This is a genomic window from Methylobacterium brachiatum, from assembly GCF_020523825.1.
Taxonomy (GTDB): domain Bacteria; phylum Pseudomonadota; class Alphaproteobacteria; order Rhizobiales; family Beijerinckiaceae; genus Methylobacterium; species Methylobacterium brachiatum.
Map to the genome: position 1 here is coordinate 122,525 of NZ_JAJALK010000002.1, position 25,729 is coordinate 148,253.

The window sequence follows — 25,729 nt, forward strand, 5'->3', positions numbered from 1 at the left end:
CCCAAGGGCACGCCCTTTGGAAACCCCATCCCATGAGCCTTCAGGCGCCCATCACGCCGTCGAGGCCGCGCACCGCCGCGACGAGTTTCGGGCGGACCACGTCCATCAGGAACCGGGCGTCGGTGATGACGGTCGGGCCGCCGCAATTGACCGACATCGGCGGCAGGCCGCCGCCGGGATGGAAGCCCACGCCGATGGCGCAGACCGTCTCCTGCCACTCGCCGAACGAGGTGCAGCAGCCGATCTCTCGATGCTCGGCCACCGCCCGGTCGAGGCCGGCGCGCAGGGCGGGCCAGGCCACCGGGTCGAGGGCCTTCAGGTCCTCGTAGATGCTCTCGCGCTCGCGCTCGGGGCAGACCGCCACGTAGGCGCGGCCCATGGCGCTGCGGGCGAGCGAGATCCGCGAGCCGGTATCGAGGTTCAGCGAGATCGCGGCGGGGCCCCGCTGGCAATCGACGTAGCGCATGCTCAGGCGGTCGCGCACCCCGAGCCCCACCGAGGCGTTCGCCGCCTCCGCGACCGCCCGCAGCACCGGCCGGGCGATGCCGCGCACGTCGAGCCCGCCGAGGGCCGCCGAGCTCAGGGCGATCGTCGCATTGCCGAGCCGGTAGCGGCCGGTCTCGGCGGTGTGGTGCAGGTAGCCGAGCTTGGTCAGCGTGTAGGTCAGGCGCGAGACGGTGGAGCGCGGCAGGCCGCAGGCCGCAGCCAGGTCGTGGTTGGCGAGGCTGGTCCGCCCCGGCCCGAAACAGGCGAGCACCGCGAGGCCGCGGGCGAGCGCCGTGACGAAGTGGCGATCCTCCTTGGCGCCGTCCTCCTTGGTGCCGTCGCCCGGCGCGGCCTCGGGATCGGCGAGCAGGGCCTCGTCCGCGGCGTTCATCGGCGCAGGAACGCCGCGAAGGCCGCCTGCGCCTCCGGGCCCCGGCGGAGCGCGTGGAACACCTCCGCCTCCTCGGCCAGGGCATGGGCGACGCTGGCGTCCTGGCCCCGGCGCAGGGCCCGCTTGGTCGCCGCGATCGAGACCGGGGGCAGGGCCGCGAGGGAACGGGCCCGGGCGAGGGCAACCTCCAGGGCCGTCCCCTGCGGGACGGCGGCGTTGACGAGCCCGGCCGTCACCGCCTCCGCGGCGCCGAACGGCTCGCCCAGCATCAGCAACTCGGCCGCCCGCTTGGTGCCGGCGATGAGCGGCAGGAGGTAGCTCGACCCGCCTTCCGGGCTGAGGCCGAGCGCCGTGAACGGCAGGCGGAAGCGGGCGCCGTCCCCGGCATAGGCGAGGTCGCAATGCAGCAGCAGCGTCGTGCCGATGCCGACCGCGTGCCCCTCCACCGCCGCGACGACGGGTTTCGGGCAACCGCGCAGGGCCTTCAGGAAGGTCAGGCCCGGGCTGTCGCCGGCGGCCTCGACATCCTGGAAGTCCTTGAGATCGTTGCCGGCGGTGAAGCAGCCCCCCGCCCCGGTGAGCACCACGGCGCGCAGGGTCGCGTCGGCCCTGGCGGCGTCGAAGGCGGCGGCGAGGCCCGCATAGGTCGCCCGGTCGAGGGCGTTACGGCGCTCCGGCCGGTCGATGGTGACCAGCCGGATCCCGGGCTCTGGATCGGCGACGCGGACGCTCAAGAGACGGCCTCGCCGGCATAGTCCTCGGAAACGCCCGCGAGCCCGGCCCGGGCGGCGGCGTATTCCCGGGCGAGCCGGGCGACGAGGTCGGCGGTGGCCGGGGCGTCCGCGATGGTGCCGACACCCTGGCCGGCGCCCCAGACGTCCCGCCACGCCTTCACGCCGGCGCTGCCGAAATCCATCGCGGTCTTGTCGCGCGCCGGGAGCCCCTCGGGATCGAGCCCGGCGGCGCGGATGCTGGGCGTCAGGTAATTGCCCGGCACGCCGGTGAAGTAGGGGGTGTAGAGGATGTCGGCGGCGGCGCTGCCGGCGATCATGTCCTTGTAGCCCGACGCCGCGTTGGCCTCCCGGGTGGCGATGAACCGGGTGCCCATATAGGCGAGGTCGGCGCCCATGGCCTGGGCGGCGAGGATCGCCGAGCCGGTGGTGATCGCCCCCGACAGGATCAGCGGCCCATCGTAGAAGCGGCGGATCTCGCCGACCAGGGCGAAGGGGCTCAGCGTGCCGGCATGGCCCCCGGCGCCGGCGCAGACTAGGATCAGCCCGTCGACCCCGGCCTCCAGGGCCTTCTCGGCGTGGCGAACCGTGGTGACGTCGTGGAACACCACGCCGCCATAGGCATGGACCGGGCGGATCACCGCGTCCGGGGCCCGCAGCGAGGTGATGATGATCGGCACACGGTGCCGGACGCAGGCCTCGACATCCTGGGCCAGGCGGTCGTTCGAGGCGTGGACGATCTGATTGACCGCGAAGGGCGCGATCTTCCGGGCCGGATCCTTCGCGCGCGCGTCAGCGAGCGTGCGCGTGATCGTCGAAAGCCATTCGTCGAGCAATTCGGCCGGCCGCGCGTTCAGCGCCGGGAACGCGCCGACCACGCCGGCCAGGCATTGCGCGATCACCAGCTCCGGTCCCGAGACGATGAACATCGGCGCGCAGATCACCGGCAGGGCGAGCCGGCCGCGCAGGACGTCCGGCAGGCGGCTGGCCGGACCCTGTTCGGGGCCGTCGCTCATCGGAGGCTGCCGGGTTGCTGGCCGATACCGCGCAAAGCGATCCTCCCTGATCGGTCGGGCGGCCCGACCCTTGGAACCCGCCAGGACGGGTTCGAGCCGGATTCGCGCCCGGGGCGGGCCTGAATGGCATGGCGCCCGGCACCGGTCAAACCGTCCGGCCGGATCGCGTCTGCAATGCGGAACGCGCTGCGGGACGTCATACGCGACGCCGTCACATCCTTGACGGGCCGGCCACCGCAGATCAACATCCCGCAAAACTGCGAACGACAATTCTGCATTGCAGAACAGGGAGAAAACCGCTTTGGTTCGTTACGAGGTCGATGGCGGCGTGGCCGTGCTCACGCTCGCCAACCCGCCGGTCAACGCGCTGGGCGCCGCGCTGCGGGCTGCCCTCGACGGCGCCCTGGCGCGGGCGGAGGCCGACGAAGCGGTCCGGGCGATCGTGCTGGCGGCCGAGGGCAAGGTGTTCGTCGGCGGCGCCGACATCTCGGAATTCGGGAAGCCGCTCCAGGCGCCGAGCCTGCCGGACGTGCTGAAGCGGCTCGATGCCGGGCGGAAGCCTGTGGTGGCGGCGATCGGCGGCGCGGCGCTGGGCGGCGGGCTGGAACTGGCGATGGCCTGCCACGGCCGGGTCGCGGCGCCCGCGGCCAAGCTCGGCCTGCCGGAGATCAAGCTCGGCATCATCCCGGGGGCCGGGGGCACGCAGCGCCTGCCGCGGCTGATCGGGCCGGACACCGCCTTCACGATGATGCTCACCGGCGAGCCGGTCTCGGCGGAAATTGCCGCCAAGCTCGGGATCGTCGACGCCGTGGTGCTGGGCGATCTCGTGCCGGCCGCCCGCATCCGGGCCCTGGAACTGGCCGATTCCGGCGCCCTGCCGCGGGTGCGCGACCGGGCGGACATGCTGACCCCGGAGGCCCGCCAGGCCTTCGAGGCCAAGGCCGACGCGGCGGTCAAGCGCGATCCCGAGGCGACAAACGTCCACGCCCTGGCCCGGGCGGTGCGCGCCGGCCTGGACCCGGACGCGTTCGACGCGGCGGTCGCCGTCGAGCGGGCCGAGTTCCGAACGCTGGTGGAGGATCCGCGCTCCAAGGCCCTGCGCTACGCCTTCTTCGCCGAGCGCGAGGCCGCCCGGGTGCCGGGCCTGTCGAAGGACACGCCCCGCCGCCCCGTCGAGACGGCCGCGGTGATCGGGGCCGGCACCATGGGCGGCGGCATCGCGATGTGCTTCGCCAATGCCGGCATCCCGGTCACCGTGATCGAGACCGAGGCCGGCGCCCTGGAACGCGGCCTCGACCGGGTGAAGGGCCTCTATGCCGGCTCGGCCAAGCGCGGCTCGATCACCGAGGCCCAGCGCGACGAACGGATCGGCCGGATCACCGGGGCGATCGGCCTGGAGAACGCCGGAGAGGCCGACATCGTGATCGAGGCGGCCTTCGAGGACATGGCGGTCAAGCGCGAGATCTTTTCCAAGCTCGACGGCATCGCCAAGCCGGGCGCGATCCTGGCGACCAACACCTCCTATCTCGACGTCGACGCCATCGCGGCGGTGACCGGCCGGCCGCAGGACGTGCTCGGCCTGCATTTCTTCAGCCCGGCCAACGTCATGCGCCTCGTCGAGGTGGTCCGCGCCGGCAAGACCGCCCCCGACGTGCTCGCGACGGCGCTGGATCTGGCCAAGCGCCTCAACAAGCTGCCGGTGACGGTGGGCGTCTGCTTCGGCTTCGTCGGCAACCGCATCCTGGAGCGCCGCAGCCGCGCCGCCGAGCGCCTGCTGCTGGAAGGCGCCCTGCCGCACGCGATCGATGCCGCCGTGACCGGCTTCGGCTTCCGGATGGGCCCCTTCGCCATGAGTGACCTCGCCGGCCTCGATATCGGCTGGCGCTCCCGCAAGGATTTCGGCGGCCGGGCCCCGGTCGCCGACGCGCTGGCCGAGATGGGCCGGTTCGGCCAGAAGACCGGCCGCGGTTTTTTTGTTTACTCGGACGGCGCCAGGACCGGGACACGCGATCCCGAGGTGGAAGCGCTGATCGAGAAGACCGCCGCCGAGCACGGCATCGCGCGCCGGAGCTTCACGCCGGACGAGATCATCGCCCGGCTGATGTACCCGATGGTCAACGAGGGCGCCCGGATCCTCGAGGAGGGGATCGCGGCGCGGCCCGGCGACATCGATACGATCTGGATCAACGGCTACAACTGGCCGGCCTGGCGCGGCGGCCCGATGCACTGGGCCGACACCGTCGGGCTCAAGACCCTCGCCGAGGCGCTGACGCGCTTCGCCCGGGAGACCGGCGACGACAGCCAGGAGCCGGCGCCTCTGCTGCGCAAGCTGGCGGAATCGGGCGGACGCTTCGCCGACTGGAAGGCGCGCTGATGCCCTGTCGGTTTCGCCGGGCCAAGTTCCGGTTTCGAAAGGTCGGGGACCTTTCGCGGGTGCAGGGCAGCGCCCTGCTGCCGGCCTCCGTCCCGCGCAGCGTCGGGGCGTCGCCCCGACACCCCACCAAAGGGCGTGACGCCCTTTGGGAACCCCAACTCGCCTGCGTCAGGCGACGCCGCTCCGGCTGGCCGCGACAGGCCCCCTCTCCCGTGCGGGAGAGGGTTGGGGTGAGGGACCAGGGTCTTCCGGAAAGGTCGCACCCCTCACCCTGTCCCTCTCCCGCACGGGAGAGGGGACCCGCGCCGTATCCGGCCAATGCTGCGCTCGCACCCGACCTGAACACCCGTACGGACCCGAAGAGGAGCCCGGCATGACCGACGCGGTGATCGTTTCGACTGCCCGCACGCCGATCGGCAAGGCCCATCGCGGCGCGCTGAACCTCACCCGGGGCGCCGACCTCGCCGCCCACGCGATCCGGGGTGCCCTGGATCAGGCCCGGCTGGAGCCGGAGGCTGTGGAAGAGGTGGTGCTCGGCTGCGGCTATCCGGAGAACGCCACCGGCGGCAACGTCGCCCGCCACGCGGCCCTGGTGGCAGGGATCCCGGTGAACTCGGCGGGCGTCACGGTCTCGCGCTTCTGCGCCTCGGGCCTGGAGGCGATCGCCAGCGCGGCCCGGCGGATCATCCTCGACGGCGTGCCGGTGGCTGTGGCCGGCGGGGTCGAGTCGGTCAGCCTGGTCCAGCCGAAGGTGCAGCGGGAATTGACCCGCAACGCCTGGCTGGAGGCGCACCTGCCGGCGATCTACATGCCGATGATCGAGACCGCCGACATCGTCGCCACGCGCTACGGCATCTCCCGGGAGGCGCAGGACGCCTTCGCGCTGGAGAGCCAGCGGCGCACCGCCGCCGCGCAGGCGCGGGGCCTGTTCGACGACGAGATCGTCCCGATGAGCGCCGTGATGGCGGTGACCGACAAGGCCACCGGCGAGACCCGGGAAATCGAGACGCGGCTCGCCAAGGACGAGGGCAACCGGCCCGACACGACCCTCGAAGGCCTCGCGAAGCTCAAGCCCGTGCGCGGGGAGGGCGCCTTCATCACCGCCGGCAATGCCAGCCAGCTCTCGGACGGCGCCGCCGCCAGCGTGCTGATGTCGGCCGAAGAGGCCGCCCGGCGGGGACTGACGCCGCTGGGCACCTTCCGGGGCTTCGCCTCGGCCGGCTGCGGCCCGGACGAGATGGGCATAGGCCCGGTCTTCGCGGTGCCGCGCCTGCTGGAACGGCAGGGGCTCACGGTCGCCGATATCGACCTCTGGGAGCTGAACGAGGCCTTCGCCTCTCAGTCGGTCTATTGCCGGGACAAGCTCGGGATCGATCCGGACACGGTCAACGTCAACGGCGGCGCCATCGCGGTCGGCCATCCGTTCGGCATGTCGGGGGCGCGGCTCGTGGGCCACGCCCTGCTGGAAGGCCGCCGCCGCGGGGCGCGCTACGCCGTGGTGACGATGTGCGTGGCCGGCGGCCAGGGCTGCGCCGGCCTGTTCGAGATCGGAGGCTGACGATGGATCTGCGCTTTACGCCGGAAGAAATCGCGTTCCGCGACGAGGTCCGCAGCTTCTGCCGGACGGAGATCCCGGCCGAGATCCGAAAAAAGGTCTCGGAGGGGCGCAGCCTCTCGAAGGAGGATTACGTCACCAGCCAGCGCATCCTCAATGCCAAGGGCTGGGCAGTGCCGCACTGGCCGCAGGAATGGGGCGGCCGGGATTGGACCTCGATCCAGCGCTACATTTATACGGAAGAACTGTTCCAGGCGGCGGTGCCGCTGCCGCAGCAATTCAACTGCTACATGTTCGGCCCGGTGCTCGCGACCTTCGGCCGGCAGGACCAGAAGGCGCGCTTCCTGCCACGTGCGGCCAATCTCGACGATTGGTGGTGCCAGGGCTTCTCCGAGCCCGGCGCCGGCTCCGACCTGGCCTCGCTCAAGACCAAGGCGGTGCGCGACGGCGACCACTACGTGGTGGACGGCCAGAAGACCTGGACGACGCTGGGCCAGCACGCCGACTGGATCTTCTGCCTCGTGCGCACCGATTTCGAGGCCAAGAAGCAGCGCGGCATCTCCTTCCTGCTCATCGACATGAAGAGCCCCGGCATCACCGTGCGGCCGATCCTCACGCTGGAGGGCCGCCACGAGGTCAACGAGGTTTTCTTCGACGCGGTGCGGGTGCCGGTCGAGAACCTCGTCGGCGAGGAGAACAAGGGCTGGGACTACGCCAAATTCCTGCTCGCCAACGAGCGCACCGGCATCGCCCGGATCGGCCTCACCAAGGAGCGGATTGCCCGGATCAAGCGCCTCGCCAAGGAGATGCCGGCGGGCTCCGGCACCATGTGGGACGACCGAGACTTCCGCGGCCGGGTCGCCGAGGTCGAGGTCGAGCTGAAGGCGCTGGAGATCACCCAGATGCGGGTGGCGGCCAAGCAGGGCCGGGCGGATTCGGTGGAGCCCGATCCCGCCTCCTCGCTCCTCAAGATCCGCGGCTCGCAGCTCCAGCAGGCGGCGACCGAGTTACTGGTCGAGCTCGCCGGCCCGTTCGCCCTGGCGGCGCCGGCCCGCGGGGCCGGGGGCAACAACCTGCCGGGCGGCTTCGACTGGGTCGATGCGGCGGCGCCGAGCTACTTCAACAACCGCAAGGTCTCGATCTACGGCGGCTCCAACGAGATCCAGCACAACGTCATCGCCAAGGGGATTCTGGGGTTGTGAGGGCAGGCGGCCTCCCCCGCCGATCCCACCCACCCCTCATCCTGAGGTGCGGCGCAGCCGCCTCGAAGGAGCCCTCCAGGGATCGCGCGGCCGGCTGGAGGGCTCCTTCGAGGCCTCCGCTGCGCTCCGGCACCTCAGGATGAGGGGAGGGGTGGGATGAACGCCGCGACCGTGACCTTCCGCGAGAGAACACCGACATGGATTTCGACCTGAACGAGGACCAGTCGCTCCTGCGCGACAGCGTCGAGCGGCTGGCGGCGGACCTGTACCCGTCGCTGGAGAGCCGGCAGGCGCGGCTGAAGGCGCCGCTGGGCTTCCCCGAGGCGGGCTGGGCGGCCTTCGCCGAGCTCGGCGTCACCGGCCTGCCCTTCTCCGAGGAGCAGGGCGGGCTCGCCGGCGGCCCGGTGGAGACCATGCTGGTCATGGAGGCGGTGGGGCGCAACCTCGTGGTCGAGCCCCTGTTCGCGAGCCTGGTTCTCGGCGCGACGGCGCTCCGGCTCGGCGGCAGCCCGGAGCAGACGGAGCGGATCCTGCCCGGCGTGATCGACGGCAGCCTGCGGCTCACCCTTGCCCATACCGAGCGCCAGTCGCGCTACGACCTCCACGACGTGGCGACCACGGCCCGGCGTTCGGGCGAAACGTTCGTGCTGAGCGGGGTCAAGAGCGTCGTGCCCAATGCCGACGCGGCCAGGCTGATGGTGGTCTCCGCCCGGGTCTCCGGGGCGCGGCGCGACCCGCACGGGATCGGGCTGTTCCTGGTGCCGACCGATGCCGCGGGGGTGGCGATCGAGGCCTACCCGACCCAGGATGGCGGGCGCGCCGCCGAGGTGTCGTTCTCCGACGTCGCGCTCCCGGCCGACGCGGCTCTGGGCGATCCCGAGGGGGGCCTGACGCTGCTGGAGCGGGTGGTCGAGCACGGCATCGCGGCGCTCGCCGCCGAGGCGGTGGGCTCCATGGACGCGCTGCACAAGCTGACGGTGGAATATCTCAAGACCCGCACGCAATTCGGGGTCAGCGTCGGCTCGTTCCAGGCGCTGCAGCACCGGGCCGTGGACATGCTGATCCAGCTGGAGCAGGCGCGGTCGATGGCGCTCTACGCCGCCATGATGGTGGAGGCGGAGGATCCCGCGGCGCGGGCGGCGGCGCTGGCGGCCGTGAAGGTGCAGATCAACAAGGCCTGCCGCTTCGTCGGCCAGGAGGCGGTGCAGCTCCACGGCGGCATCGGCATGACGCTCGAATATCTCGGCGCCCACCACTTCAAGCGGCTCGCCATGATCGAGTACCAGCTCGGCGACACCGCCCACCATTTGCGCCGGATCACGCAGAGCGAGAACGGCTTGCTGGCGGCGTGAGGGGCGATTTTCATCTCACCCCATCCCATCCTACCCAGCCCCCCCATCCTGAGGTACGCGCGCAGCGAGCCGCGAAGGAGCCTTCCAGGGATCGCGCGGCTGGCTGGAGCCCTCCCTCGAGGCCTCCGCTTCGCTCCGTCGCCTCAGAGGCTGTGAGTTCTACGATCCTTCGCGGATGGAGCGCGACACGCCCCCTCTCCCGTGCGGGAGAGGGGGCCCGCGCCACGTCCTGGCGTTGCAGGCCCGCCTATCGATCGAACGATCACAGCCGGCCAGGATGAGAGAGGTGGGTGGACCGGGCGGGATCCTAGTTGAACAGCGAGCCCACCCCGCCCTGCACGCGGCCCAACCCGGCGCGGGCGACGGCGTTGTTGGGGTCGATCACGGCGGCGCGCTGGTAGTTCTCGAGCGCCTCCTTGCGCTGGCCCGACTTCTCGTAGGCGAGGCCCCGATAGGCCCAGGAGGTGGCGTCCTTGTTATTCACGTTGAGCGCCGCGTTGTAGTCCTCGATCGCCTTCGGGTACTGGTTGGTGGCGATCAGGCTCTGGCCGCGGGCCGCGTAGGGCGCGGACACGAACGGGTTGCGGTCGATGGCGGCGTCGAAATCGGCGATCGCCTGGGTCTCCTGGCCCTGCTTCTGCCGGACCAGGCCGCGGGCGTGGTAGGCCTCGGCCGATTCGGGCATCAGCCGGATCGCGACGTTGAGGTCGGAGAGCGCCTGGTCGAGGTTGCCCTGGGCGCGCTCGACATTGGCGCGGCCGATATAGGCCGGGCCGTAATTCGGATCGATGCTGATCGCCTTGCTGAAATCCTGGAGCGCGGCGGCGTCGCGGCCGACCTGGCGCTCGGCCAGCGCGCGGTTGTTGTAGGCCGAGCCCGAATTCGGGTCGATGCTGATCGCCTTGGTGAAGTCCGCGATGGCGTCGTTGAACTGGCCGGCCCGGGCATAGGCGGCGCCGCGGGTGTTGTAGGCGGCGGCGTCGTTCGGGTTGCGCTGGATCACCTCGGTGAGCGAGGCGATGTTGACGTTGGTGGCGCCCGTGGTGTCGGTCTCCACCACCGCGTATTGCCGCGGGCTGGCGGCGCTGCCGACGGTTTCGCAGCCCGCAAGCGCCGCGGCCGAGAGCGTGGCCGCGCCGATCAGCGCGATCTTGTGTGCCAGCCCGTTGCGTACGATCATCGCCCCACTCTCCCCGGGGCGCGGCCCGCATCCCGCGTGCCCACCCCGCCCCCGATTTGTCCGTCGCCCGGCCCGCGCCGCGCCCCTGGTCTCCGGGGCACCGTCGCGCATCGCGGTGAATGCCGGCTTAAGGATGCGCGGTCCCGCGACCGGTCACGCCGTGGTGGAAGCTTTGGGATGTGGCGAAGGTATGGCTTGGGGCCGCGCCGGCCGGGCCGCGCGGCATCCGGCCTGCGCGCGGCCCGGCCGGTGTGTTCCCGAAGCCGCAGAACCGGCCCCGGTCAGGCCTCCGGAACAGGCCCCAGCCGGGTGACGTGGCCCATCTTGCGGCCGGGCCGGGCCTCGCCCTTGCCGTAGAGGTGGAGGTGGGCGCCGGGCTCGGCGAGCAGCGCCGACCAGTCGTCCGCCTGGGCGCCGATCAGGTTGCGCATCTCCACCGACAGGCCGCCGACCCGGGCCGAATCGCCGAGGGGCCAGCCGGACACCGCCCGGACGTGCTGGGCGAATTGCGAGGTTGTCGCCCCCTCGATGGTCCAGTGCCCGGAATTGTGGACCCGCGGCGCGATCTCGTTGACCACCAGCCGCTCCGCGCCGTCCTCGCGCACCAAAAACATCTCGACGGCGAGCACGCCGACATAGTCCAGGGCGTCGGCGATCCGCCTGGCGATGTCGAGGGCGGCGCGGGCGGTCGCGGGGGTGAGGCCCGGGGCCGGCACCCGGGTCAGCGCCAGGATGTGGTCGCGGTGCTCGTTCTCGCACAGGTCGAAGGCCGCGAAGCCGCCGTCGCGGCCGCGGGCGGCCACCACCGAAACCTCGCGCTCGAACGGGACGAAGCCCTCCAGGATCAGCGGCGCGCCGCCGAACTCGGCGAACAGGGCGTTGCGGTCGCCCTCGGCGCGCTCGCGCAGGATGCGCTGGCCCTTGCCGTCGTAGCCGAACCGGCGGGTCTTGAGCACCGCCGGCAGGCCGAGCGCCGCGATCGCCCGGTCGAGGTCGTCGGGCGTGTCCACCGCCTGGAACGGCGCGGTCGGGATGCCGAGCCGGTTGATGAATTCCTTCTCGGTGAGGCGGTCCTGCGTCGTGGACAAGGCCTCGGCATTCGGGTGCAGGGGCGCGTGCCGGGCCAGGATGTCGGCGGTGGCGCGCGGGATGTTCTCGAACTCGTAGGTCACCGCGTCGACGCTCTGCGCGAAGCCGGCCAGCGCGGCGGCGTCGTCATAGGCCGCGCAGGTGGTGCGGGCGGCGACGTCGAAGGCCGGGCTGTCCCGGTCGGGCGCGTAGACATGCACCTTCAGCCCGTAATTGGCCGCCGCGAGCGCGATCATGCGCCCGAGCTGGCCACCGCCGACGATGCCGAGGGTGGAGCCGGGCTTCAGAGCTGTATCCGTCACGAAAGCTTGTCCGTCTCCGGCCGTTCGGCCACCGATGCGGTCTGGGCCGCGCGCCAGGCCTCCAGGCGTTCCGCCAGGTCCGAGTCGGCGAGCGCCAGCACCGCGGCGGCGAGCAGGGCGGCGTTGACCGCGCCGGCCCGGCCGATCGCCAGCGTCCCCACCGGGATGCCGGCCGGCATCTGCACGATCGACAGCAGGCTGTCCTGGCCGGACAGGGCCTTGGATTCCACCGGAACGCCGAAGACCGGCAGGCGGGTCATCGCGGCGGCCATGCCGGGCAGGTGCGCGGCCCCGCCGGCGCCCGCGATCACGACCTTGAACCCGGCCGCGACGGCGCCCTTGGCGAAGGCCACGAGCCGGTCGGGGGTGCGGTGGGCCGACACGATGCGGGTGTCGTGCGGCACGCCGAGCGCGTCGAGCGTCTCGGCGGCGTGCCGCATGGTCGCCCAATCGGACTGACTGCCCATGATGATCGCGACCGGAGGCGACGCCATCGTTGATCCCGGCAAAAGAGGCCGCTTACAGGCGGGGCGGGCCGGCGGCAAGGCGTCGCGCCGGCGCGTCCACCAACTTCGATGCCCGATCCCGAAGGATGGTTGCCGGCTCTGAGAGAACGAGGACGCACGCCAAGCCGTGGCCGCGCGGGATCGAGGTCCCGGACGAGGCCCTAGGCGATGATGTCCGGGGTCAGCGCGTCCTCGATGTGATAGATCCGGTCGCGCAGGGTCAGCTTGCGCTTCTTCAGGCGCTGGATCTGAAGCTGGTCCCCGGCGACGCTGCGCTCCAGCGCCTCGATGGCGCTGTCGAGATCCCGATGCTCCTCGCGCAGCCGATTCAGCTCGGACTCGAGGTCCGACTGCCCGCTCTCACCCGACTCGTCCGCCATCATCACCCGCGGGATCGAAGACCGTTCCTTGTCGAAGAGCATGCGTCACGCCCCGCCGCGGGACAAGCCGGCCGGGCCGGCATTCGTCAGGCTTAGCCGGAGAAAAGGCTTCGACAGGTGTGGCATCCTGTGCCAGTCTCCGTGTGTCGGAACAATGACAGGAGATTCGACTCATGTCGCTGCAGACGCATCTGAGCCAACTCGCCCGGAAGCACGAAGCCCTCGAGCGTGAGATTCACGAGGCGATCCACAGGCCTTCGGCGAACGACCTCCACATTGCTGAACTGAAGCGACGGAAACTTCTCCTCAAGGACGAAATCAACAGGCTGCAGGCCGGCACGGACACGCTGCACTGAGCCGCGCCTGAGTCCCTCCCGGACATAGACGCAAGACGGCAGCCGCCGCGTCGGGCCGCCCGGCGCGGCGGCTTCTTTTGGGGGGGACAGACCGTACTGTCCTACCCTGTCTTTCATCTTGAGCTGCCCGCGTCAGCGAGCCTCGAAAGAACTCGCCTTCGAGGCCTCCGCTTCGCTCCGTCGCCTCAGGATGAGGGGGATGGTTCGGAGAGGCGTTGAGCGGCTGGGCGCCTGGCCAGCATCCGCAGATCATCCCAGTCGCCGCGGATCAGTGCCTCTTTCTTGGCTCTGCTCCAGCCCTTGATGCGCCGCTCCGCCGCGACCGCGTCCGCGATGCGCTCGAACTGCTCGGCATAGACCAGCGTGACCGGCCGCCTCCGGCTGGTGTAGCCCGGATACGTTCCGGCCTCATGCTCGCTGAGGCGCTTGTCGAGGGACGCCCCGCGGGCGGAGCCGACATAATAGCTGCCGTCCGAGCACCGCAGCATGTACACGAACGCATTCACGGCCCGACTCAGTCCGTCGCGGGACGCCGAGCCTAGCGGTTTCTACCGCCCCTCCAACCCCCCCCCTCATCCTGAGGTGCCGGAGCGCAGCGGAGGCCTCGAAGGAGCCCTCCAGCCGGCCGCGCGATCCCTGGAGGGCTCCTTCGAGGCCGCTGCGCGGCACCTCAGGATGAGGGGATTGGGTGGGAGGAGCGAATTCCCCCGCTGAGCCGGGCCCCACTCCATCCGGCGTCACCCGCAGCACCGACAAGCACCCACCCGCGCGCGCAACAAACCAGAATCAGCTAATCTCCCCGAGATGCCGCCGGAGAGCGGCTCTCGAGGACACGCCGCGCCGATGACCACCGCCAGCCCGCCGGGCCGCTATCCCGAGATCTACGACGCGGCGCGCCGCGACCCGGAGGCGTTCTGGCTGGAGGCGGCCGGGGCGCTCGACTGGGCTCGGAACCCGGCGCAGGCCTTCGCCCCCGAATCCGGCCCCTATGGCCGCTGGTTCCCGGACGGGACGCTCAACGCCTGCCACAACGCGGTGGACCGGCACGCCGAGGGGGCGCGGGCCGACCAGGCGGCGATCCTGTACGATTCCCCCGTCACCGGGACCAAACGGAGCATCAGCTACCGGGCGCTGCGCGATTCGGTGGCGGCGCTGGCCGCGGTGCTGGCCGAGCTCGGCGTCGGCAAGGGCGACCGGGTCGTGCTGTACATGCCGATGGTGCCCGAGGCCCTGTTCGGCATGCTGGCCTGCGCGCGGCTCGGAGCCGTGCACTCGGTGGTGTTCGGCGGCTTCGCGGCCAACGAGCTGGCGGTGCGGATCGAGGATGCGGCTCCGAAGGTGGTGCTGGCCGCCTCGTGCGGCCTCGAGCCGAACCGGGTGGTCGCCTACAAGCCGCTGCTGGACCTCGCGATCGCCACCTCCCGCCACAAGCCGGAAGCCTGCCTGATCCTGCAGCGGCCCCAATGCGCCGCGAGCCTGGTCGCGGGGCGCGACCACGACTGGGCCGAGACCGTCGCGGTCGCTCAAGCCGCGGGCAAGCGGGCCGCCTGCGTGCCGGTGGCCGCCACCGACCCGCTCTATATCCTCTACACCTCCGGCACGACCGGCAAGCCGAAGGGCGTGGTCCGGGATACCGGCGGCTACCTCGTCGCCCTCGCCTGGTCGATGCCGAACCTCTACGGCGTCCAGCCGGGCGAGACCTATTTCTGCGCCTCCGACATCGGCTGGGTGGTCGGCCATTCCTACATCATCTACGCGCCGCTGCTGCACGGCTGCACCACGGTCCTGTACGAGGGCAAGCCGGTGGGCACGCCGGATGCCGGGGCGTTCTGGCGGGTGGTCGCCGAGCACGGCGTCGTCTGCCTGTTCACGGCCCCGACGGCGCTGCGCGCCATCAAGAAGGAGGATCCGGCCGGGTCGCTGATCGGCGCTTACGACCTCTCGGCCTTCCGCAGCCTGTTCCTGGCCGGTGAGCGGGCGGACCCGGATTCGGTCGCCTGGGCCGAGCGGGTGCTGGGCCGGCCGGTGATCGACCATTGGTGGCAGACCGAGACCGGCTGGCCGATCGCCGGCAATCCGCTGGGCCTCGGCCTCCTGCCGGTCAAGCACGGCAGCACCTGCGTGCCGATGCCGGGCTACCGGGTCGAGGTCCTGGACGAGGGCGGCAAGCCGGTCCCGCCCGGCACGATGGGCACGATCGCGATCCGCCTGCCCCTGCCGCCCGGCTGCTTGCCGACCCTCTGGGGCTCGGACGCGCGGATGCGGTCGAGCTACCTCGCCACCTTCCCGGGCTATTACGACACCTCGGATGCCGGGGTGATCGACGCGGACGGCTACATCACCGTGCTGGGTCGGACCGACGACATCATCAACGTCGCGGGCCACCGCCTGTCCACGGGCGGCATGGAGGCGGTGCTGGCCGGCCACCCGGATGTGGCCGAATGCGCGGTCATCGGCATCCGCGACGCGCTCAAGGGCGAGGTGCCCTGCGGCTTCGTGGTGCTGAAGGCCCGGGTCGACCGCGCCCCCGAGGACATCGAGCGCGAGCTGGTCGCCAAGGTGCGGGACGAGATCGGCCCGGTGGCGGCGTTCAAGCTGGCGCTCACCGTGCCGCGGCTGCCGAAAACCCGCTCCGGCAAGATCCTGCGCGCCACCATGAAGCGCATCGCCGACCACGAGCCCTGGACCATGCCGGCGACCATCGACGACGCCACCGCCCTGGACGAGATCGACGCCAGCCTGAAGGGGCGGGGGATCGGCGCCGGCTGATCACGCGTCGCGATCCGGGTTCCCGAAGGGCCTGAGGCCCTTCGGCGGGGTTCGGGGCGCGCAGCCCCGATCTCGGGCGAAGCCCGACACCAGGGCTCCGCCCTGGACCCGCAAAAGGTCCCGGACCTTTTGAAACCGCGACGGTTTCGAGGCTCGCCGCAGCCGCCCCTTGCGCCCCGACATCCGCGTACCATCTCTAGACCATCCAACCGGATGGCCTGGGGATGGCGGGGCGATGAGCGACACTGTGCAGGATCTCCGGCCGAAGGTGCCGGACAGCGAGAAGATCACGATCAATCTCGGCTTCGTCGATCTCGGCCGAGTCGACCTGATGGTCCGCGACGGATTCTACGCCAACCGCGCCGACTTCATCCGCACCGCCGTGCGCAACCAGCTCGACCGGCAGGAGGAGGCGGTGCGCCAATCCGTGGCCCGGCGCCAGCTGCGCCTGGGCGTCTCGCACTATTCGCGGGCCACCCTCGAGGCCGCCCGCGACGCCGGCACGCCCCTGCACATCCAGGTTCTCGGCCTCGCCACCGTGGCGACCGACGTCACCCCCGAGCTCGCCCGCGCCGCCATCGCCTCCGTCGAGGTGCTGGGCGCGTTCCAGGCGAGCCCCGCCGTCAAGGCCGCCCTGGCCGACCGGATCGCCTGAACCGCCCCGACCACCCCTACCGCACAGTCGGGCCAAGCAGCCGGCCGTGTCCGACCCCACCCGCAAGGAACGGCCCGATGAAACACTTTCCCAAGATGGATTTCTTGAACCTCGATCTCTCCAAGATGAAGCTCGGCGGCTTCGGTGCCGCCGGCTCGGCCGAAGCCGAGGGCCAGCGCGCCGCCCGGGCGGCGCGGATGACCGCCGCGATGGGCCGGTTCCAGCGCCGTCAGGCCGATGCCTTCGCCCGCTGGGCCGGGGCGCGCGACCGTCCGGCCGAGCCCGCCGGGACCGCCACCATCGACATGGAGGCGCCCAGATCCCCGGACGGCGCCTGGACGGCGCCGGACCCGGCCGCCGCGCGCCCGCATGCCGCGCCCGGCGGTGCCGACATCGCTGCGGCGGTGATGCGCACCGTGCGCGACAGCCTCGCCAAAGGCGGCATTCCCGCCGGCGGCTTCGCGGAGGGGTTTGCCGGCGGCTCCGTCCAGACGGGCAAACCCGCCGCCCCCGTGCCGGAGGGCGCCCGGTTCGAGGACCGCGTGTTCACCGGCGCCGCGGGCAGCCGCCGCTACAAGGTGTTCGTGCCGAGCGGGTATACGGGCCAGGCGCTGCCGGTCGTCCTGATGCTGCACGGCTGCACGCAGAACCCGGACGATTTCGCCGCCGGCACGCAGATGAACCGGCTGGCCGAGGACGAGACCTTCCTGGTCGCCTATCCGGAGCAGCCCCAATCGGCGAACATGCAGCGCTGCTGGAACTGGTACGCCGCCGGCGACCAGGTGCGCGACGGCGGCGAGCCGGCCCTGCTCGCCGGCATCGCCCGGGCGGTGGTGGACGAATTCTCCGCGGATCCGGACCGGGTCTACGCGGCCGGACTCTCGGCCGGAGGCGCCGCGGCGGCGATCCTGGCCGCCACCTATCCGGACCTGTTCGCGGCGGTGGGCGTCCATTCCGGCCTGGCCTGCGGCGCGGCCCGGGACGTCGCCTCGGCCTTCGCGGCGATGAAGGGGCAGGGGGGAAAGCCCGGCCCCAACCGACAGGCAGTCCCGACCATCGTGTTCCACGGCGACGGCGACCGCACCGTGCATCCGGCCAACGGCGACCAGGTGGTCGCCCAGGCCAGCGCGGCGACGGGCCTCGCCGAGACGGTCGAGCGGGGCAGGAGCCCGGGGGGCGTGGCCTACACGCGAACCGTCCGCAGCGACGGGACCGGCCGGACGCAGCTCGAATACTGGGTCCTGCACGGGGCCGGCCATGCCTGGTCGGGCGGCAGCCCGGACGGGTCGTTCACAGACCCCCGCGGCCCGGATGCGAGCCGCGCGATGGTCCGGTTCTTCCTTGAGCATGCGCGGGCCGCGTCCGCCCGCACATGAGGATCGGATCCGGGCCGGGGTTACGCGCCCCGGCTCAGCCTCACTCGTCGTCCGGCTCGTCCTCGGACGAATCGACCGACGGCGCCGGCCGGGACAGGGTCGGGGCGTAGGCGCCCGGCACCGCGTCCGTGGAGACCGAGGCCGGCAGGCGCTGCGGCCCGGACTCGGTGGGGATCAGGGTCGCGCTCGCGGCGACGAAGCCCGCCAGGGCCCGGAGATCCTGGGGCTGGCGCGGGTCACGCGAGATCAGGGTCGCCTCCTGCTGGAGCCGCAGGTTGCAGGCCTGGGACGGCAGGCCGCCATTCGGGGTGCAGGCGTCGTGGCGGGCGCAGGCCGCGTCGAGGGCGTCGATCGGCGGCAGCGGGGCGTTGTTGCCCGGGCCGCAGTAATTGCCGTGGATCAGGATCTTGGGGCCGCCGAACGCGGCCGGCTGGGCCTCGGCCGGGACGGCCAGGAACGCCGCCAGGGCAAACGGGGCGGCCGCAAGGGCGGCGAGTCGGGTGGAACGGGTCGGGTGAAACATGGAGAGGACCTCACGCGATCACGCCCCCTCAGGCGGTTCGCATCGGCGGCTTCGAGCCGTCGTCCTGCCAAAAGTTAACGAACCGGCGCTCGGTTCCCGCGGCGCCGTGCCGGAGCCGCCTGGCGGGTGGGCTACCGCACATGCCGGCGCTGGCCGCGGCCGCGCCGCTGCGCCACATTGGCCCGGCCCGTAACGGAGCCGCCCATGACCGCCCGCCTGTTCGAACCGCTCGCCCTGGATGCCCTCACCCTCGAGAACCGCATCCTGATCGCACCGATGTGCCAGTATTCGGCCCGGGACGGCGAGGCCACCGACTGGCACATGATCCATCTCGGCCAGCTCGCCCAATCGGGCGCCGGCCTGCTGACCCTGGAGGCCACGGCGGTCTCCCCGGAGGCGCGGATCACCGCCTGGGATCTCGGCCTGTACTCGGACGGCTGCGAGCGGGCGCTCGGCCGGGTGCTGGAGGCGGTGCGCGAATACGCCCCGATCCCGATCTGCATCCAGATCGCCCATGCCGGCCGCAAGGCGTCGAGCCAGGCGCCCTGGGAGGGCGGCCAGCAGATCCCGCCCGAGCATCCCTATGGCTGGCGCACGGAGGCGCCCTCGGCGGTCCCGCACGGCGAGGCCGAGGTGCCGCCCCACGCCCTGGACGCCGCCGACCTGAAGCGCGTCCGCGACCAGTTCGTCGCCACGGCCAAGCGCGCCGTGCGGCTGGGGATCGAGGCCGTCGAGCTGCACGGCGCCCACGGCTACCTGCTGCACCAGTTCCTGTCGCCGATCGCCAACAAGCGCACTGACCAGTATGGCGGCAGCCTCGAGAACCGGATGCGCTTTCCCCTCGAAGTCTACGACGCCGTGCGCGACGTCGTGCCGGCCGGCAGCCCGGTCTGGCTGCGGGTCTCGGCCACCGACTGGGTCGAGGACGGCTGGGACCTCGACGAGACCGTCGCCCTGGGCCAGGCGCTCAAGCAGGCCGGCTCGCCGGCGCTGCACGTCTCCACCGGCGGTGTCTCGCCCAAGCAGGCGATCAAGCTCGGGCCGGGCTACCAGGTGCCCCATGCCGAGCGGATCAAGGCCGAGACCGGGCTGACCACCATCGCGGTCGGCCTGATCACCGAGGCGCAGCAGGCGGAGGCGATCCTGGCCGAGGGCAAGGCCGACGCGATCTCGCTCGCCCGGGCCATGCTGTACGATCCCCGCTGGCCCTGGCACGCGGCGGCCGAGCTCGGCGCCCAGGTGCGGGCGCCGAAGCAGTACTGGCGCTCCCAGCCGCGGGAATACAAGGACCTGTTCAAGGACACGGCGTTCGGGCAGCGCTAGAGCGCCCTCCGGTCGCCCTCGGCCCCCAAGCCGAGCGCGATCCGATCAGGGCGTTGCGGACTCGCCTTCGAGGATCGCGACGCCCCAAGCCGGTAGGTCGATCGGCTTGCCGCGCGTGACCGCCCGACCGCTCAGGAGCTCGGTGCCGCTCACCATCGCGGGCGTGGCCTGGGCCGTCGCGGAGTAGTTCAGCACGTAGCGGACCGGATGCCCGTTCGTCAGCGTGCCCCCGCGCACGATGATCGGCCAGTGCACCGCGGGAACATCGATCCCGGCGCGCTTGGCCGCATCCGCCAGGATCTTCTCGGCCAGGGCATCGGTCGGCATGAAGCCGACATAGGTCACCGCGCCCGAGCCCCAGCTGTTGCGCGTCACCGCGGCGGCGGCGGGCCAGGACGGGCTCTGGTAGCGCGCCACCACCGTCGCGGTGGTCGGGGTCAGCATCTCCATCCACCAGCGGGCCTTGTTGTCTGCCGCGCCGACGCCGAACGGGTCGCCCGCGAGCGACACGCCCTCGGGCACCGTGAACAGCTGATAGGTCACCCCCGCCGCCTGCGCGATCCCGCCCGGCTGCGCCGCGAAGCGCACCTTCGTGTTCTCGTCGGAGAAGCCGCTCTTGAAGCTGTAGAGCACGTGGGCGCCCGCCTTGGCGCAGTCATTGAGCTTGGCGATCTCCGCGTCGCTCGCCGCGTAGAGCGCCGGCACCACGATCAGCTTGTATTGATCGAGCGGCACCGTGGAAGACGGAGAGATCAGATCCACCTCGATGTTCTGCCGGTACAGCGCATCGTAGAACCCGCGCACCACCTCGTTGTAGGTCACGGGCGTCCGATCGGCATTGCCCTTGAAGTCGTGCGTGTTGATCTTGAACGAATCGAAGGCGCTCAACGCGGCGTTGCTGACGTAGAGGGCGACGCGGTTCGTCTTCTTCATGTCGGCGAGCTTCGGCCCGAGCCGCTTGAGGTCGGCGCCGATCGTCTTCGCCTCGTCGTAGACCGGGTTGGGCTTGTAGTCCTGCGTCAGCAGCCCGCGCCAGTAGGTCTCGAACGAGTTCGTGGTCGTGGCCCAGTGCCAGTACTCAACCATCTTCGCACCGGAGGCGAGGTGGCTGAAGGCCTGCAGGCGCAGCTGGCCGGGGAAGGGCGTCCATTCCGGGAACCCCTGCGCCTGCGTCTCGATCACCAGGTAATTCGCGCCGCCGCGCATCGAGCGGGCCACGTCGCCGCCGAAGGCGATCTCGGTCCCGGTCAGCTTCTCCTGGCTGGGATGGTAGATGTCGATGCCGGCCACATCGAGCGCCTTGGCGGCCTCCCAATGGTTGACGTCCGGCTGGATGCCGTAGGAATAGCCGCGCCAGTCGAGGTCGAAGTTCTGGGTGACGAACTGGCCGGGCCGGGCGTGCCGACGGACCAGACCCGCCTGCCACGCGAGGAAGTCGGTCACGAGCCCGCGCTGGAACGCCTGGAAGGCGTTCGTCATACTGGCGTTGATCGACGCGTTGACCGACGGGAAATCGTCCCAGCTGTTGATCCGGTTGCTCCAGTAGTCGAGCCCCCAAGCCTTGTTGAGATCGTCGAGGCTCGACCATTTGGTCTTCATGGCCGCAACGAAGGCGGCCTGGACGTTGGGGCCGCTGGTCCCGAACGGTTTGGTCTCGTTGTCGACCTGGTAGCCGATGACCGCCGGATCGTCCTTCACGTGGTCGATCAGGGCCACGATGACGCGCTCGGCGGCCGCGCGGTAATGGGGATTGGTGATGTCCATGTTCTGCCGCGGACCGTAGGCGCCCGGCTGCAGCAGGATGTCGGGGTGCTGGCGCACCAGCCAGGTCGGCACGGCATAGGTCGGCGTGCCGATGATGACCTTGATGCCCTCGCGATTCATCGCCGCAAGGGTCCGGTCGATATGGCTGAAATTGAAGACGTTCGGCTGGGGCTCCAAGGTGCCCCAAGTGGATTCGGCGATCCGGACGACGGTGATGCCCGCCGCCTTCATCATCCGGGCGTCCTCGTCGACCCGGTCGACCGGCGTATACTCGTCGTAATAGGCCGCGCCGTACAGGATCGTTTGCGGGACTTGCGCCCCCGCCGAACTCGTCGCGAGCACCATCGCCGCAACGCTGGCGGCAAGCTTCGACCGAGCCATGATTCCCCCCTTTGTTTTGTCTGAGTATATCGGGGGCGGTGCGCGCGTCCAAGCGCTAACGGCAGTTCCGAACCGCAGGGCGACCGACCTCGCGGCCCCGGGCCGGATGCCGATCCTTGGCCGGTCCGCGGCCGCATGGTCGTTCGATGGTGAGATCCGGGATCGGGCCCGCTGTGATGCGGGATGCCGAGCGCGCCTTCAGCGCACGAGCGCCCCGATCAGCGGCCCCAGCGGCCGGCTGATGTCCGAGCGGCCGAGATTCGGCGCGTAGAGGCTCGAGACCGTGCCGTCGAGGAACAGGGCGTCCCGGCAGCCGAGGTCGTCTCGGAACAGGCGGGCGAAGGCTCCGAAGGTCACCGGGCGCTCGGAGATGGCGAACACCGCCACGCGCCCGTCCTCCTGCACCCCGACGCCGTTGCGGATCTTCTGGCTCGGACCGTCGGTGGAAATCTTGGGGTGGATCTGGCCGTCGATCACCAGCATCGGGCCGGATTGCGTGGCGAAGTCGGGCCGGATCTTCGCCCGGAGGTAATGGCCGGTGTCGAGCACGCCGGCCTTGTCGCCCTTCACCCAGAACACGCCGTTGGGCTTGAGGTGGAAGTTGCCCGGCCCGTCCGCGGTCGAGACCCGCTTCATCTCGCGCCCGTCCTCGACATAGAGGCCCACCGGCGCCTGCTCCTTGTCGTACATGCCGGCATTCATCGCGAAGGCGAGGCGCCCGCCCTGCTTCTCGGCAAGGGTCCCCAGGGCGCCGTAGGGCCGGCCGTCCTCCTGGAGCCAGAACAGCCGCAGCCGCTGCCGGCGCAGGTCGATCGTGCAGACCGTGAATGCCTCGCCCTGCGCCTGGACGGCGCGGCAGAGATCCGGCGCGGCCGGGGCCGCCACGGCCGCGCGGGCGACCGCGAGCGTCATCGCGAGCGCGATCAACAGAGCGTGAACCGGGCGCGTCGTCATCGGTGGTTCCGTGGGCCCGAAGGCGGGGGCGAGGGCAGGCGCAGCGCCTTTCGCCTGGGAAAACGGCGATTTTCGTGTCCGGGACCGGAGCTTCGCGGCTCAGGATGGCGCCGGGCTTGCGGCTCCGCCAGCGGCCGCGCGCCGCGGGCGGCACCTGAACTGTTTTCAATACTCAGGCGTTTCTGGCTCACGAGGGCGGTTAGAATCGACGGAGATACAAGATGAAGGGTGCAGTGCTCGGCTCGGCCATGCTGGCGGCGGGTGCCCTGGTCGTGATGCCGGCCACCGCCGATGCGCGCGGCTTCGGCGGCGGCGGGTTCCACGGTGGCGGGTTCCACGGTGGCGGGTTTCACGGTGGTGGATTCGGCGGCGGCTTCCGGGGTGCCGGATTCGGCGGCTTCCGGGGCGGCGGCTTCGGCGGGTTCCGCGGCGGCTATGGCGGGTTCCGCGGCGCCGGCTTCCACGGCGGCTACGGCCGGGGCTTCTACGGCCGCGGCTACGGCTATCGCGGCGGCTACGGCTACGGCCTCGGCGGCCTGGGTCTCGGCGTCGGCCTGGGTCTGGCGGCCGGCGGCCTCTACGGCGGCTACGGTGGTTACGGCTATCCGGGTTACGGCTACGGCTACGGCGGCGGCTACGCCCCGGTCGGCTATGCCGGCGATTACGGCTACGGCGGCGGTTGCTACACGGTCCCGCGGGTGCGCTGGACCCCCTACGGCTACCGCCGGGTCCTGGTCGAGCGCTGCTACTGAGCGGCGCCTGAACCGGACCGCATTGGGAAAGGCCGCCTCCGGGCGGCCTTTTCCTTGCGTGGCGCCTCCCCACGGTTGCACAGCTCGGCTATTGGCGCCGATACTGGTACCCGGTGGTGGGAGAGTGTGATGCGTACGGAATCCGGGCCGGGGAATACGGGCGTGGAGGCGGTGGAGATCCGCGACGCCAGCCTCATGGCCTTCTACCGCTCCATGACCTCGACGGAGCGGCACACTTTCTGGGCATGCGCCGCCGGCTGGTGCCTCGACGGCATGGACTTCATGATCTACCCGCTGGTGATCGGGACGATCATGGCCCTCTGGCACGTCGATTCCGGCACGGCCGGGCTCGCCGCCACCGTGACGCTGCTCGCCTCGGCGCTGGGCGGCTGGCTCGCGGGCTTCATCGCCGACCGGATCGGCCGGGTGCTCACCCTCCAGATCACCATCCTGTGGTTCTCGGTGTTCTCGCTGCTCTGCGCCTTCGTGCAGAATTTCGAGCAGCTGCTCATCGCCCGGGCGATCCTGGGACTCGGCTTCGGCGGCGAGTGGGCGGCCGGCGCCGTACTGATCGGCGAGACCATCCGGGCCGAGTATCGCGGCCGCGCCGTCGGCTCGGTCCAGTCCGGCTGGGCGATCGGCTGGGGCATGGCGGTGCTGGCCCAGGCAGTGACCTTCTCGCTGCTGCCCCCCGAGATCGCCTGGCGCTGGATGTTCGCGATCGGCGCGCTGCCGGCCCTGCTGATCTTCTACCTGCGCCGCTACGTCCAGGAGCCGCAGGTCGCCGCCGAGACCCGGGCCCGGGCCATCGCCACCGGCGACCGGCCGAAGATCTGGGAGATTTTCTCGGGGCCGATCCTCAAGACGACCCTGCTCGCCTCGCTGGCGGCGGCGGGCTGCCAGGGCGGCTATTACGCGATCACCACCTGGGTGCCGCGCTTCCTCACCACCGAGCGGGGCCTGTCGGTGGTGTCCTCCACGGGCTATCTCGCGGCGCTGATCATCGGCTCGTTCGCCGGCTATCTCGTGGGCGCCTGGCTCGCCGACCGGCTCGGGCGGCGGCCGCTGTTCCTGATCTTCTCGCTCGGCGCCATCGCGGTGATCGTCGCCTACACGCAGATCCCGCTCTCCAACAGCGTGCTCTGGGTGCTGGGCTTCCCGCTCGGGTTCTTCGCCTCGGGCTACTTCTCCGGGATGGGCGCCTTCCTGACCGAGCTCTACCCGACCCGCCTGCGCGGCTCGGGGCAGGGCTTCTGCTACAATTTCGGCCGGGGCGTGGGCGCCCTGTTCCCGGCGCTCGTGGGCTATCTCGCCGAGCGCGCCGGCCTCGCCTCGGCCATCGCGATCTTCGCGGCGATCGCCTACGGGATCTTCTTCCTGGCGGCCTTCGCGCTGCCCGAGACCCGCGGCCGGGTCCTGCACGCGGACACCTGACCATGCCGGAGATCCGAGACTGCCCCGCCCCGGATCCGCATCCGGGCGGGCCGACCCGCTACCGGGTGCCCGCCGGCGCGGTCGACACCCACGCCCACGTGATCGGCCTGCCGCCGGCCTATCCGCTGGTGGCCGACCGCAGCTACACGCCACCGGCCGCCCCGGCGGACCGGTATCTGGCGATGCTCGACGCCACCGGCATGGCCAACGGCGTGCTGGTTCAGGTCAGCGTCCACGGCACCGACAACCGCCTGATGGTGGAGACGCTCCGGGCCAACCGGCAGCGCCTGCGCGGCATCGCGGTGATCCCGCTGGGCCTGCCCGACGCGGAGCTCGCCGCCCTGAAGGAGGCCGGGGTGGTGGGCCTGCGCCTCAACGTGCTGTTCGGCGGCGGGGTCGGTCTCGACGCGGTCGAGGCCTACGGGGCGCTCGCCCGGGAGATGGGCTGGCACCTGCAGTTCCTGCTGGACGCCCGCGACCTGCCGCCCATCGCCACGCGCCTGGCGCGGCTGCCGGTGCCCCTGGTGTTCGACCATATGGGCCACATGCCGGCCTCGGCGGGGGTGGAGCATCCGGGCTTCCAGACCCTGCTCGGCCTCGTGCGCGACGGCAACTGGGTGAAGCTCTCCGGCGCCTTCCGGGATTCGGTCGCCGGCCCGCCCTACGCCGACACGATCCCGTTCGCCCGCGCCCTCAACGACGCCGCCCCCGAGCGCTGCCTCTGGGGCTCGGACTGGCCGCACGTGGCCGCCTGGGACGGGCCGCCGCGCCTGGCCGATCTGCTCGACCTGATGGCCGAGTGGGTGCCGGACGCGGAGCGCCGCCGCCGGCTCTTCGTCGACAACCCGCGCCGCCTCTACGGTTTCGACTAGGGGATG

The 25,729-nt window shown here is 71.5% G+C and carries 23 protein-coding genes; 12 read left to right on the plus strand and 11 right to left on the minus strand.

All coding sequences use genetic code 11. The features are described from left to right. Nucleotides 1–40: 40 nt before the first annotated feature. Genes LGR69_RS04300 through LGR69_RS04310 form a run of 3 tightly spaced genes read right to left on the minus strand, consistent with a single transcriptional unit; the run spans nt 41 to nt 2,624 of the window. Nucleotides 41–877 carry an IclR family transcriptional regulator gene (locus LGR69_RS04300; RefSeq protein WP_007563151.1) on the minus strand — a complete coding sequence of 279 codons (837 nt, stop codon included), beginning with the start codon at nt 875–877 and terminating at the stop codon, nt 41–43. Next, nucleotides 874–1,611, minus strand: coding sequence for an enoyl-CoA hydratase-related protein (locus LGR69_RS04305; protein WP_007563153.1), 738 nt, complete (start codon nt 1,609–1,611; stop codon nt 874–876). The genes LGR69_RS04300 and LGR69_RS04305 overlap by 4 nt, the downstream gene beginning before the upstream one ends. Then, nucleotides 1,608–2,624, minus strand: a complete 1,017-nt coding sequence (locus tag LGR69_RS04310) for an NAD(P)H-dependent flavin oxidoreductase (protein ID WP_230365286.1) — start codon at nt 2,622–2,624, stop codon at nt 1,608–1,610. The genes LGR69_RS04305 and LGR69_RS04310 overlap by 4 nt, the downstream gene beginning before the upstream one ends. 301 nt (nt 2,625–2,925) lie before the next feature. On the opposite strand from LGR69_RS04310, the gene LGR69_RS04315 reads away from it, so the two are divergent. From LGR69_RS04315 to LGR69_RS04330, 4 genes are all read left to right on the plus strand, one after another. Next, the gene (locus tag LGR69_RS04315; protein ID WP_230365287.1) at nt 2,926–4,998 is read left to right on the plus strand and encodes a 3-hydroxyacyl-CoA dehydrogenase NAD-binding domain-containing protein; all 2,073 of its coding nucleotides are present in this window, start codon (nt 2,926–2,928) and stop codon (nt 4,996–4,998) included. 373 nt (nt 4,999–5,371) lie between these two features. Then, nucleotides 5,372–6,556, plus strand: a complete 1,185-nt coding sequence (locus LGR69_RS04320; RefSeq protein ID WP_230365288.1) for an acetyl-CoA C-acyltransferase — start codon at nt 5,372–5,374, stop codon at nt 6,554–6,556. A gap of 2 nt (nt 6,557–6,558) precedes the next feature. Further along, a complete protein-coding gene (locus LGR69_RS04325; protein WP_122160274.1) occupies nt 6,559–7,755 on the plus strand; it encodes an acyl-CoA dehydrogenase family protein in 1,197 nt (398 codons plus the stop codon). Between the two features lie 197 nt (nt 7,756–7,952). Then, on the plus strand, nt 7,953–9,107 hold the full coding sequence (locus LGR69_RS04330) for an acyl-CoA dehydrogenase family protein (RefSeq protein WP_230365289.1): 1,155 nt from the start codon (nt 7,953–7,955) through the stop codon (nt 9,105–9,107). A gap of 307 nt (nt 9,108–9,414) precedes the next feature. On the opposite strand, the gene LGR69_RS04335 is transcribed toward LGR69_RS04330, so the two are convergent. From LGR69_RS04335 to LGR69_RS04350, 4 genes are all read right to left on the minus strand, one after another. Continuing rightward, nucleotides 9,415–10,287, minus strand: coding sequence for a tetratricopeptide repeat protein (locus tag LGR69_RS04335; protein WP_007563163.1), 873 nt, complete (start codon nt 10,285–10,287; stop codon nt 9,415–9,417). Between the two features lie 281 nt (nt 10,288–10,568). Beyond that, nucleotides 10,569–11,678: a 5-(carboxyamino)imidazole ribonucleotide synthase gene (locus LGR69_RS04340; protein WP_230365290.1), complete on the minus strand. Its 1,110-nt coding sequence runs from the start codon at nt 11,676–11,678 to the stop codon at nt 10,569–10,571. Beyond that, nucleotides 11,675–12,172, minus strand: coding sequence for a 5-(carboxyamino)imidazole ribonucleotide mutase (gene purE, locus LGR69_RS04345; protein ID WP_007563167.1), 498 nt, complete (start codon nt 12,170–12,172; stop codon nt 11,675–11,677). The genes LGR69_RS04340 and purE overlap by 4 nt, the downstream gene beginning before the upstream one ends. A gap of 173 nt (nt 12,173–12,345) precedes the next feature. Then, nucleotides 12,346–12,606 carry a YdcH family protein gene (locus tag LGR69_RS04350; protein WP_007563169.1) on the minus strand — a complete coding sequence of 87 codons (261 nt, stop codon included), beginning with the start codon at nt 12,604–12,606 and terminating at the stop codon, nt 12,346–12,348. Between the two features lie 131 nt (nt 12,607–12,737). On the opposite strand from LGR69_RS04350, the gene LGR69_RS04355 reads away from it, so the two are divergent. Continuing rightward, entirely contained in the window at nt 12,738–12,920 is a 183-nt protein-coding gene (locus LGR69_RS04355) for a YdcH family protein (RefSeq protein ID WP_007563171.1), read from the plus strand. Between the two features lie 185 nt (nt 12,921–13,105). Here LGR69_RS04355 and LGR69_RS04360 read toward each other — a convergent pair whose 3' ends face one another. Then, nucleotides 13,106–13,426, minus strand: a complete 321-nt coding sequence (locus tag LGR69_RS04360; protein ID WP_230365291.1) for a GIY-YIG nuclease family protein — start codon at nt 13,424–13,426, stop codon at nt 13,106–13,108. Nucleotides 13,427–13,763: 337 nt separating this feature from the next. Here LGR69_RS04360 and LGR69_RS04365 point away from each other — a divergent pair, with 337 nt between their 5' ends. The 3 genes from LGR69_RS04365 (at nt 13,764) to LGR69_RS04375 (ending at nt 17,720) form a co-directional block, all read left to right on the plus strand. Next, nucleotides 13,764–15,689, plus strand: coding sequence for a propionyl-CoA synthetase (locus LGR69_RS04365; RefSeq protein WP_230365292.1), 1,926 nt, complete (start codon nt 13,764–13,766; stop codon nt 15,687–15,689). Between the two features lie 235 nt (nt 15,690–15,924). Then, nucleotides 15,925–16,344, plus strand: a complete 420-nt coding sequence (locus LGR69_RS04370) for a hypothetical protein (RefSeq protein ID WP_007563174.1) — start codon at nt 15,925–15,927, stop codon at nt 16,342–16,344. 125 nt (nt 16,345–16,469) lie between these two features. Next, a complete protein-coding gene (locus LGR69_RS04375) occupies nt 16,470–17,720 on the plus strand; it encodes an extracellular catalytic domain type 1 short-chain-length polyhydroxyalkanoate depolymerase (RefSeq protein WP_370881375.1) in 1,251 nt (416 codons plus the stop codon). Nucleotides 17,721–17,760: 40 nt separating this feature from the next. On the opposite strand, the gene LGR69_RS04380 is transcribed toward LGR69_RS04375, so the two are convergent. Then, complete coding sequence (locus tag LGR69_RS04380) at nt 17,761–18,243, minus strand: hypothetical protein (RefSeq protein ID WP_230365294.1); 483 nt, start codon at nt 18,241–18,243, stop codon at nt 17,761–17,763. Nucleotides 18,244–18,447: 204 nt separating this feature from the next. On the opposite strand from LGR69_RS04380, the gene LGR69_RS04385 reads away from it, so the two are divergent. Then, a complete protein-coding gene (locus tag LGR69_RS04385) occupies nt 18,448–19,566 on the plus strand; it encodes an NADH:flavin oxidoreductase/NADH oxidase (RefSeq protein WP_230365295.1) in 1,119 nt (372 codons plus the stop codon). A 45-nt stretch (nt 19,567–19,611) separates the two neighbouring features. On the opposite strand, the gene LGR69_RS04390 is transcribed toward LGR69_RS04385, so the two are convergent. Next, nucleotides 19,612–21,711 carry a beta-galactosidase gene (locus LGR69_RS04390; protein ID WP_230365296.1) on the minus strand — a complete coding sequence of 700 codons (2,100 nt, stop codon included), beginning with the start codon at nt 21,709–21,711 and terminating at the stop codon, nt 19,612–19,614. Nucleotides 21,712–21,909: 198 nt separating this feature from the next. Continuing rightward, the gene (locus LGR69_RS04395) at nt 21,910–22,665 is read right to left on the minus strand and encodes a phosphodiester glycosidase family protein (RefSeq protein WP_091863426.1); all 756 of its coding nucleotides are present in this window, start codon (nt 22,663–22,665) and stop codon (nt 21,910–21,912) included. A 221-nt stretch (nt 22,666–22,886) separates the two neighbouring features. On the opposite strand from LGR69_RS04395, the gene LGR69_RS04400 reads away from it, so the two are divergent. The 3 genes from LGR69_RS04400 (at nt 22,887) to LGR69_RS04410 (ending at nt 25,723) form a co-directional block, all read left to right on the plus strand. Continuing rightward, the gene (locus LGR69_RS04400; protein WP_007563180.1) at nt 22,887–23,417 is read left to right on the plus strand and encodes a hypothetical protein; all 531 of its coding nucleotides are present in this window, start codon (nt 22,887–22,889) and stop codon (nt 23,415–23,417) included. A 129-nt stretch (nt 23,418–23,546) separates the two neighbouring features. Further along, the gene (locus LGR69_RS04405; protein WP_007563181.1) at nt 23,547–24,851 is read left to right on the plus strand and encodes an MFS transporter; all 1,305 of its coding nucleotides are present in this window, start codon (nt 23,547–23,549) and stop codon (nt 24,849–24,851) included. Between the two features lie 2 nt (nt 24,852–24,853). Next, nucleotides 24,854–25,723, plus strand: coding sequence for an amidohydrolase family protein (locus tag LGR69_RS04410; protein ID WP_230365297.1), 870 nt, complete (start codon nt 24,854–24,856; stop codon nt 25,721–25,723). Nucleotides 25,724–25,729: the final 6 nt, after the last annotated feature.

Coding starts and splice junctions, on each gene's coding strand:
- LGR69_RS04325 (WP_122160274.1), top strand. CDS start 6,559: ATGGATCTGCGCTTTACGCCGGAAGAAATCGCGTTCCGCGACGAGGTC.
- LGR69_RS04380 (WP_230365294.1), bottom strand. CDS start 18,243: ATGTTTCACCCGACCCGTTCCACCCGACTCGCCGCCCTTGCGGCCGCC.
- LGR69_RS04385 (WP_230365295.1), top strand. CDS start 18,448: ATGACCGCCCGCCTGTTCGAACCGCTCGCCCTGGATGCCCTCACCCTC.
- LGR69_RS04405 (WP_007563181.1), top strand. CDS start 23,547: ATGCGTACGGAATCCGGGCCGGGGAATACGGGCGTGGAGGCGGTGGAG.
- LGR69_RS04350 (WP_007563169.1), bottom strand. CDS start 12,606: ATGCTCTTCGACAAGGAACGGTCTTCGATCCCGCGGGTGATGATGGCG.
- LGR69_RS04370 (WP_007563174.1), top strand. CDS start 15,925: ATGAGCGACACTGTGCAGGATCTCCGGCCGAAGGTGCCGGACAGCGAG.
- purE (WP_007563167.1), bottom strand. CDS start 12,172: ATGGCGTCGCCTCCGGTCGCGATCATCATGGGCAGTCAGTCCGATTGG.
- LGR69_RS04335 (WP_007563163.1), bottom strand. CDS start 10,287: ATGATCGTACGCAACGGGCTGGCACACAAGATCGCGCTGATCGGCGCG.
- LGR69_RS04330 (WP_230365289.1), top strand. CDS start 7,953: ATGGATTTCGACCTGAACGAGGACCAGTCGCTCCTGCGCGACAGCGTC.
- LGR69_RS04400 (WP_007563180.1), top strand. CDS start 22,887: ATGAAGGGTGCAGTGCTCGGCTCGGCCATGCTGGCGGCGGGTGCCCTG.
- LGR69_RS04320 (WP_230365288.1), top strand. CDS start 5,372: ATGACCGACGCGGTGATCGTTTCGACTGCCCGCACGCCGATCGGCAAG.
- LGR69_RS04375 (WP_370881375.1), top strand. CDS start 16,470: ATGAAGCTCGGCGGCTTCGGTGCCGCCGGCTCGGCCGAAGCCGAGGGC.
- LGR69_RS04310 (WP_230365286.1), bottom strand. CDS start 2,624: ATGAGCGACGGCCCCGAACAGGGTCCGGCCAGCCGCCTGCCGGACGTC.
- LGR69_RS04365 (WP_230365292.1), top strand. CDS start 13,764: ATGACCACCGCCAGCCCGCCGGGCCGCTATCCCGAGATCTACGACGCG.
- LGR69_RS04390 (WP_230365296.1), bottom strand. CDS start 21,711: ATGGCTCGGTCGAAGCTTGCCGCCAGCGTTGCGGCGATGGTGCTCGCG.
- LGR69_RS04355 (WP_007563171.1), top strand. CDS start 12,738: ATGTCGCTGCAGACGCATCTGAGCCAACTCGCCCGGAAGCACGAAGCC.
- LGR69_RS04300 (WP_007563151.1), bottom strand. CDS start 877: ATGAACGCCGCGGACGAGGCCCTGCTCGCCGATCCCGAGGCCGCGCCG.
- LGR69_RS04395 (WP_091863426.1), bottom strand. CDS start 22,665: ATGACGACGCGCCCGGTTCACGCTCTGTTGATCGCGCTCGCGATGACG.
- LGR69_RS04410 (WP_230365297.1), top strand. CDS start 24,854: ATGCCGGAGATCCGAGACTGCCCCGCCCCGGATCCGCATCCGGGCGGG.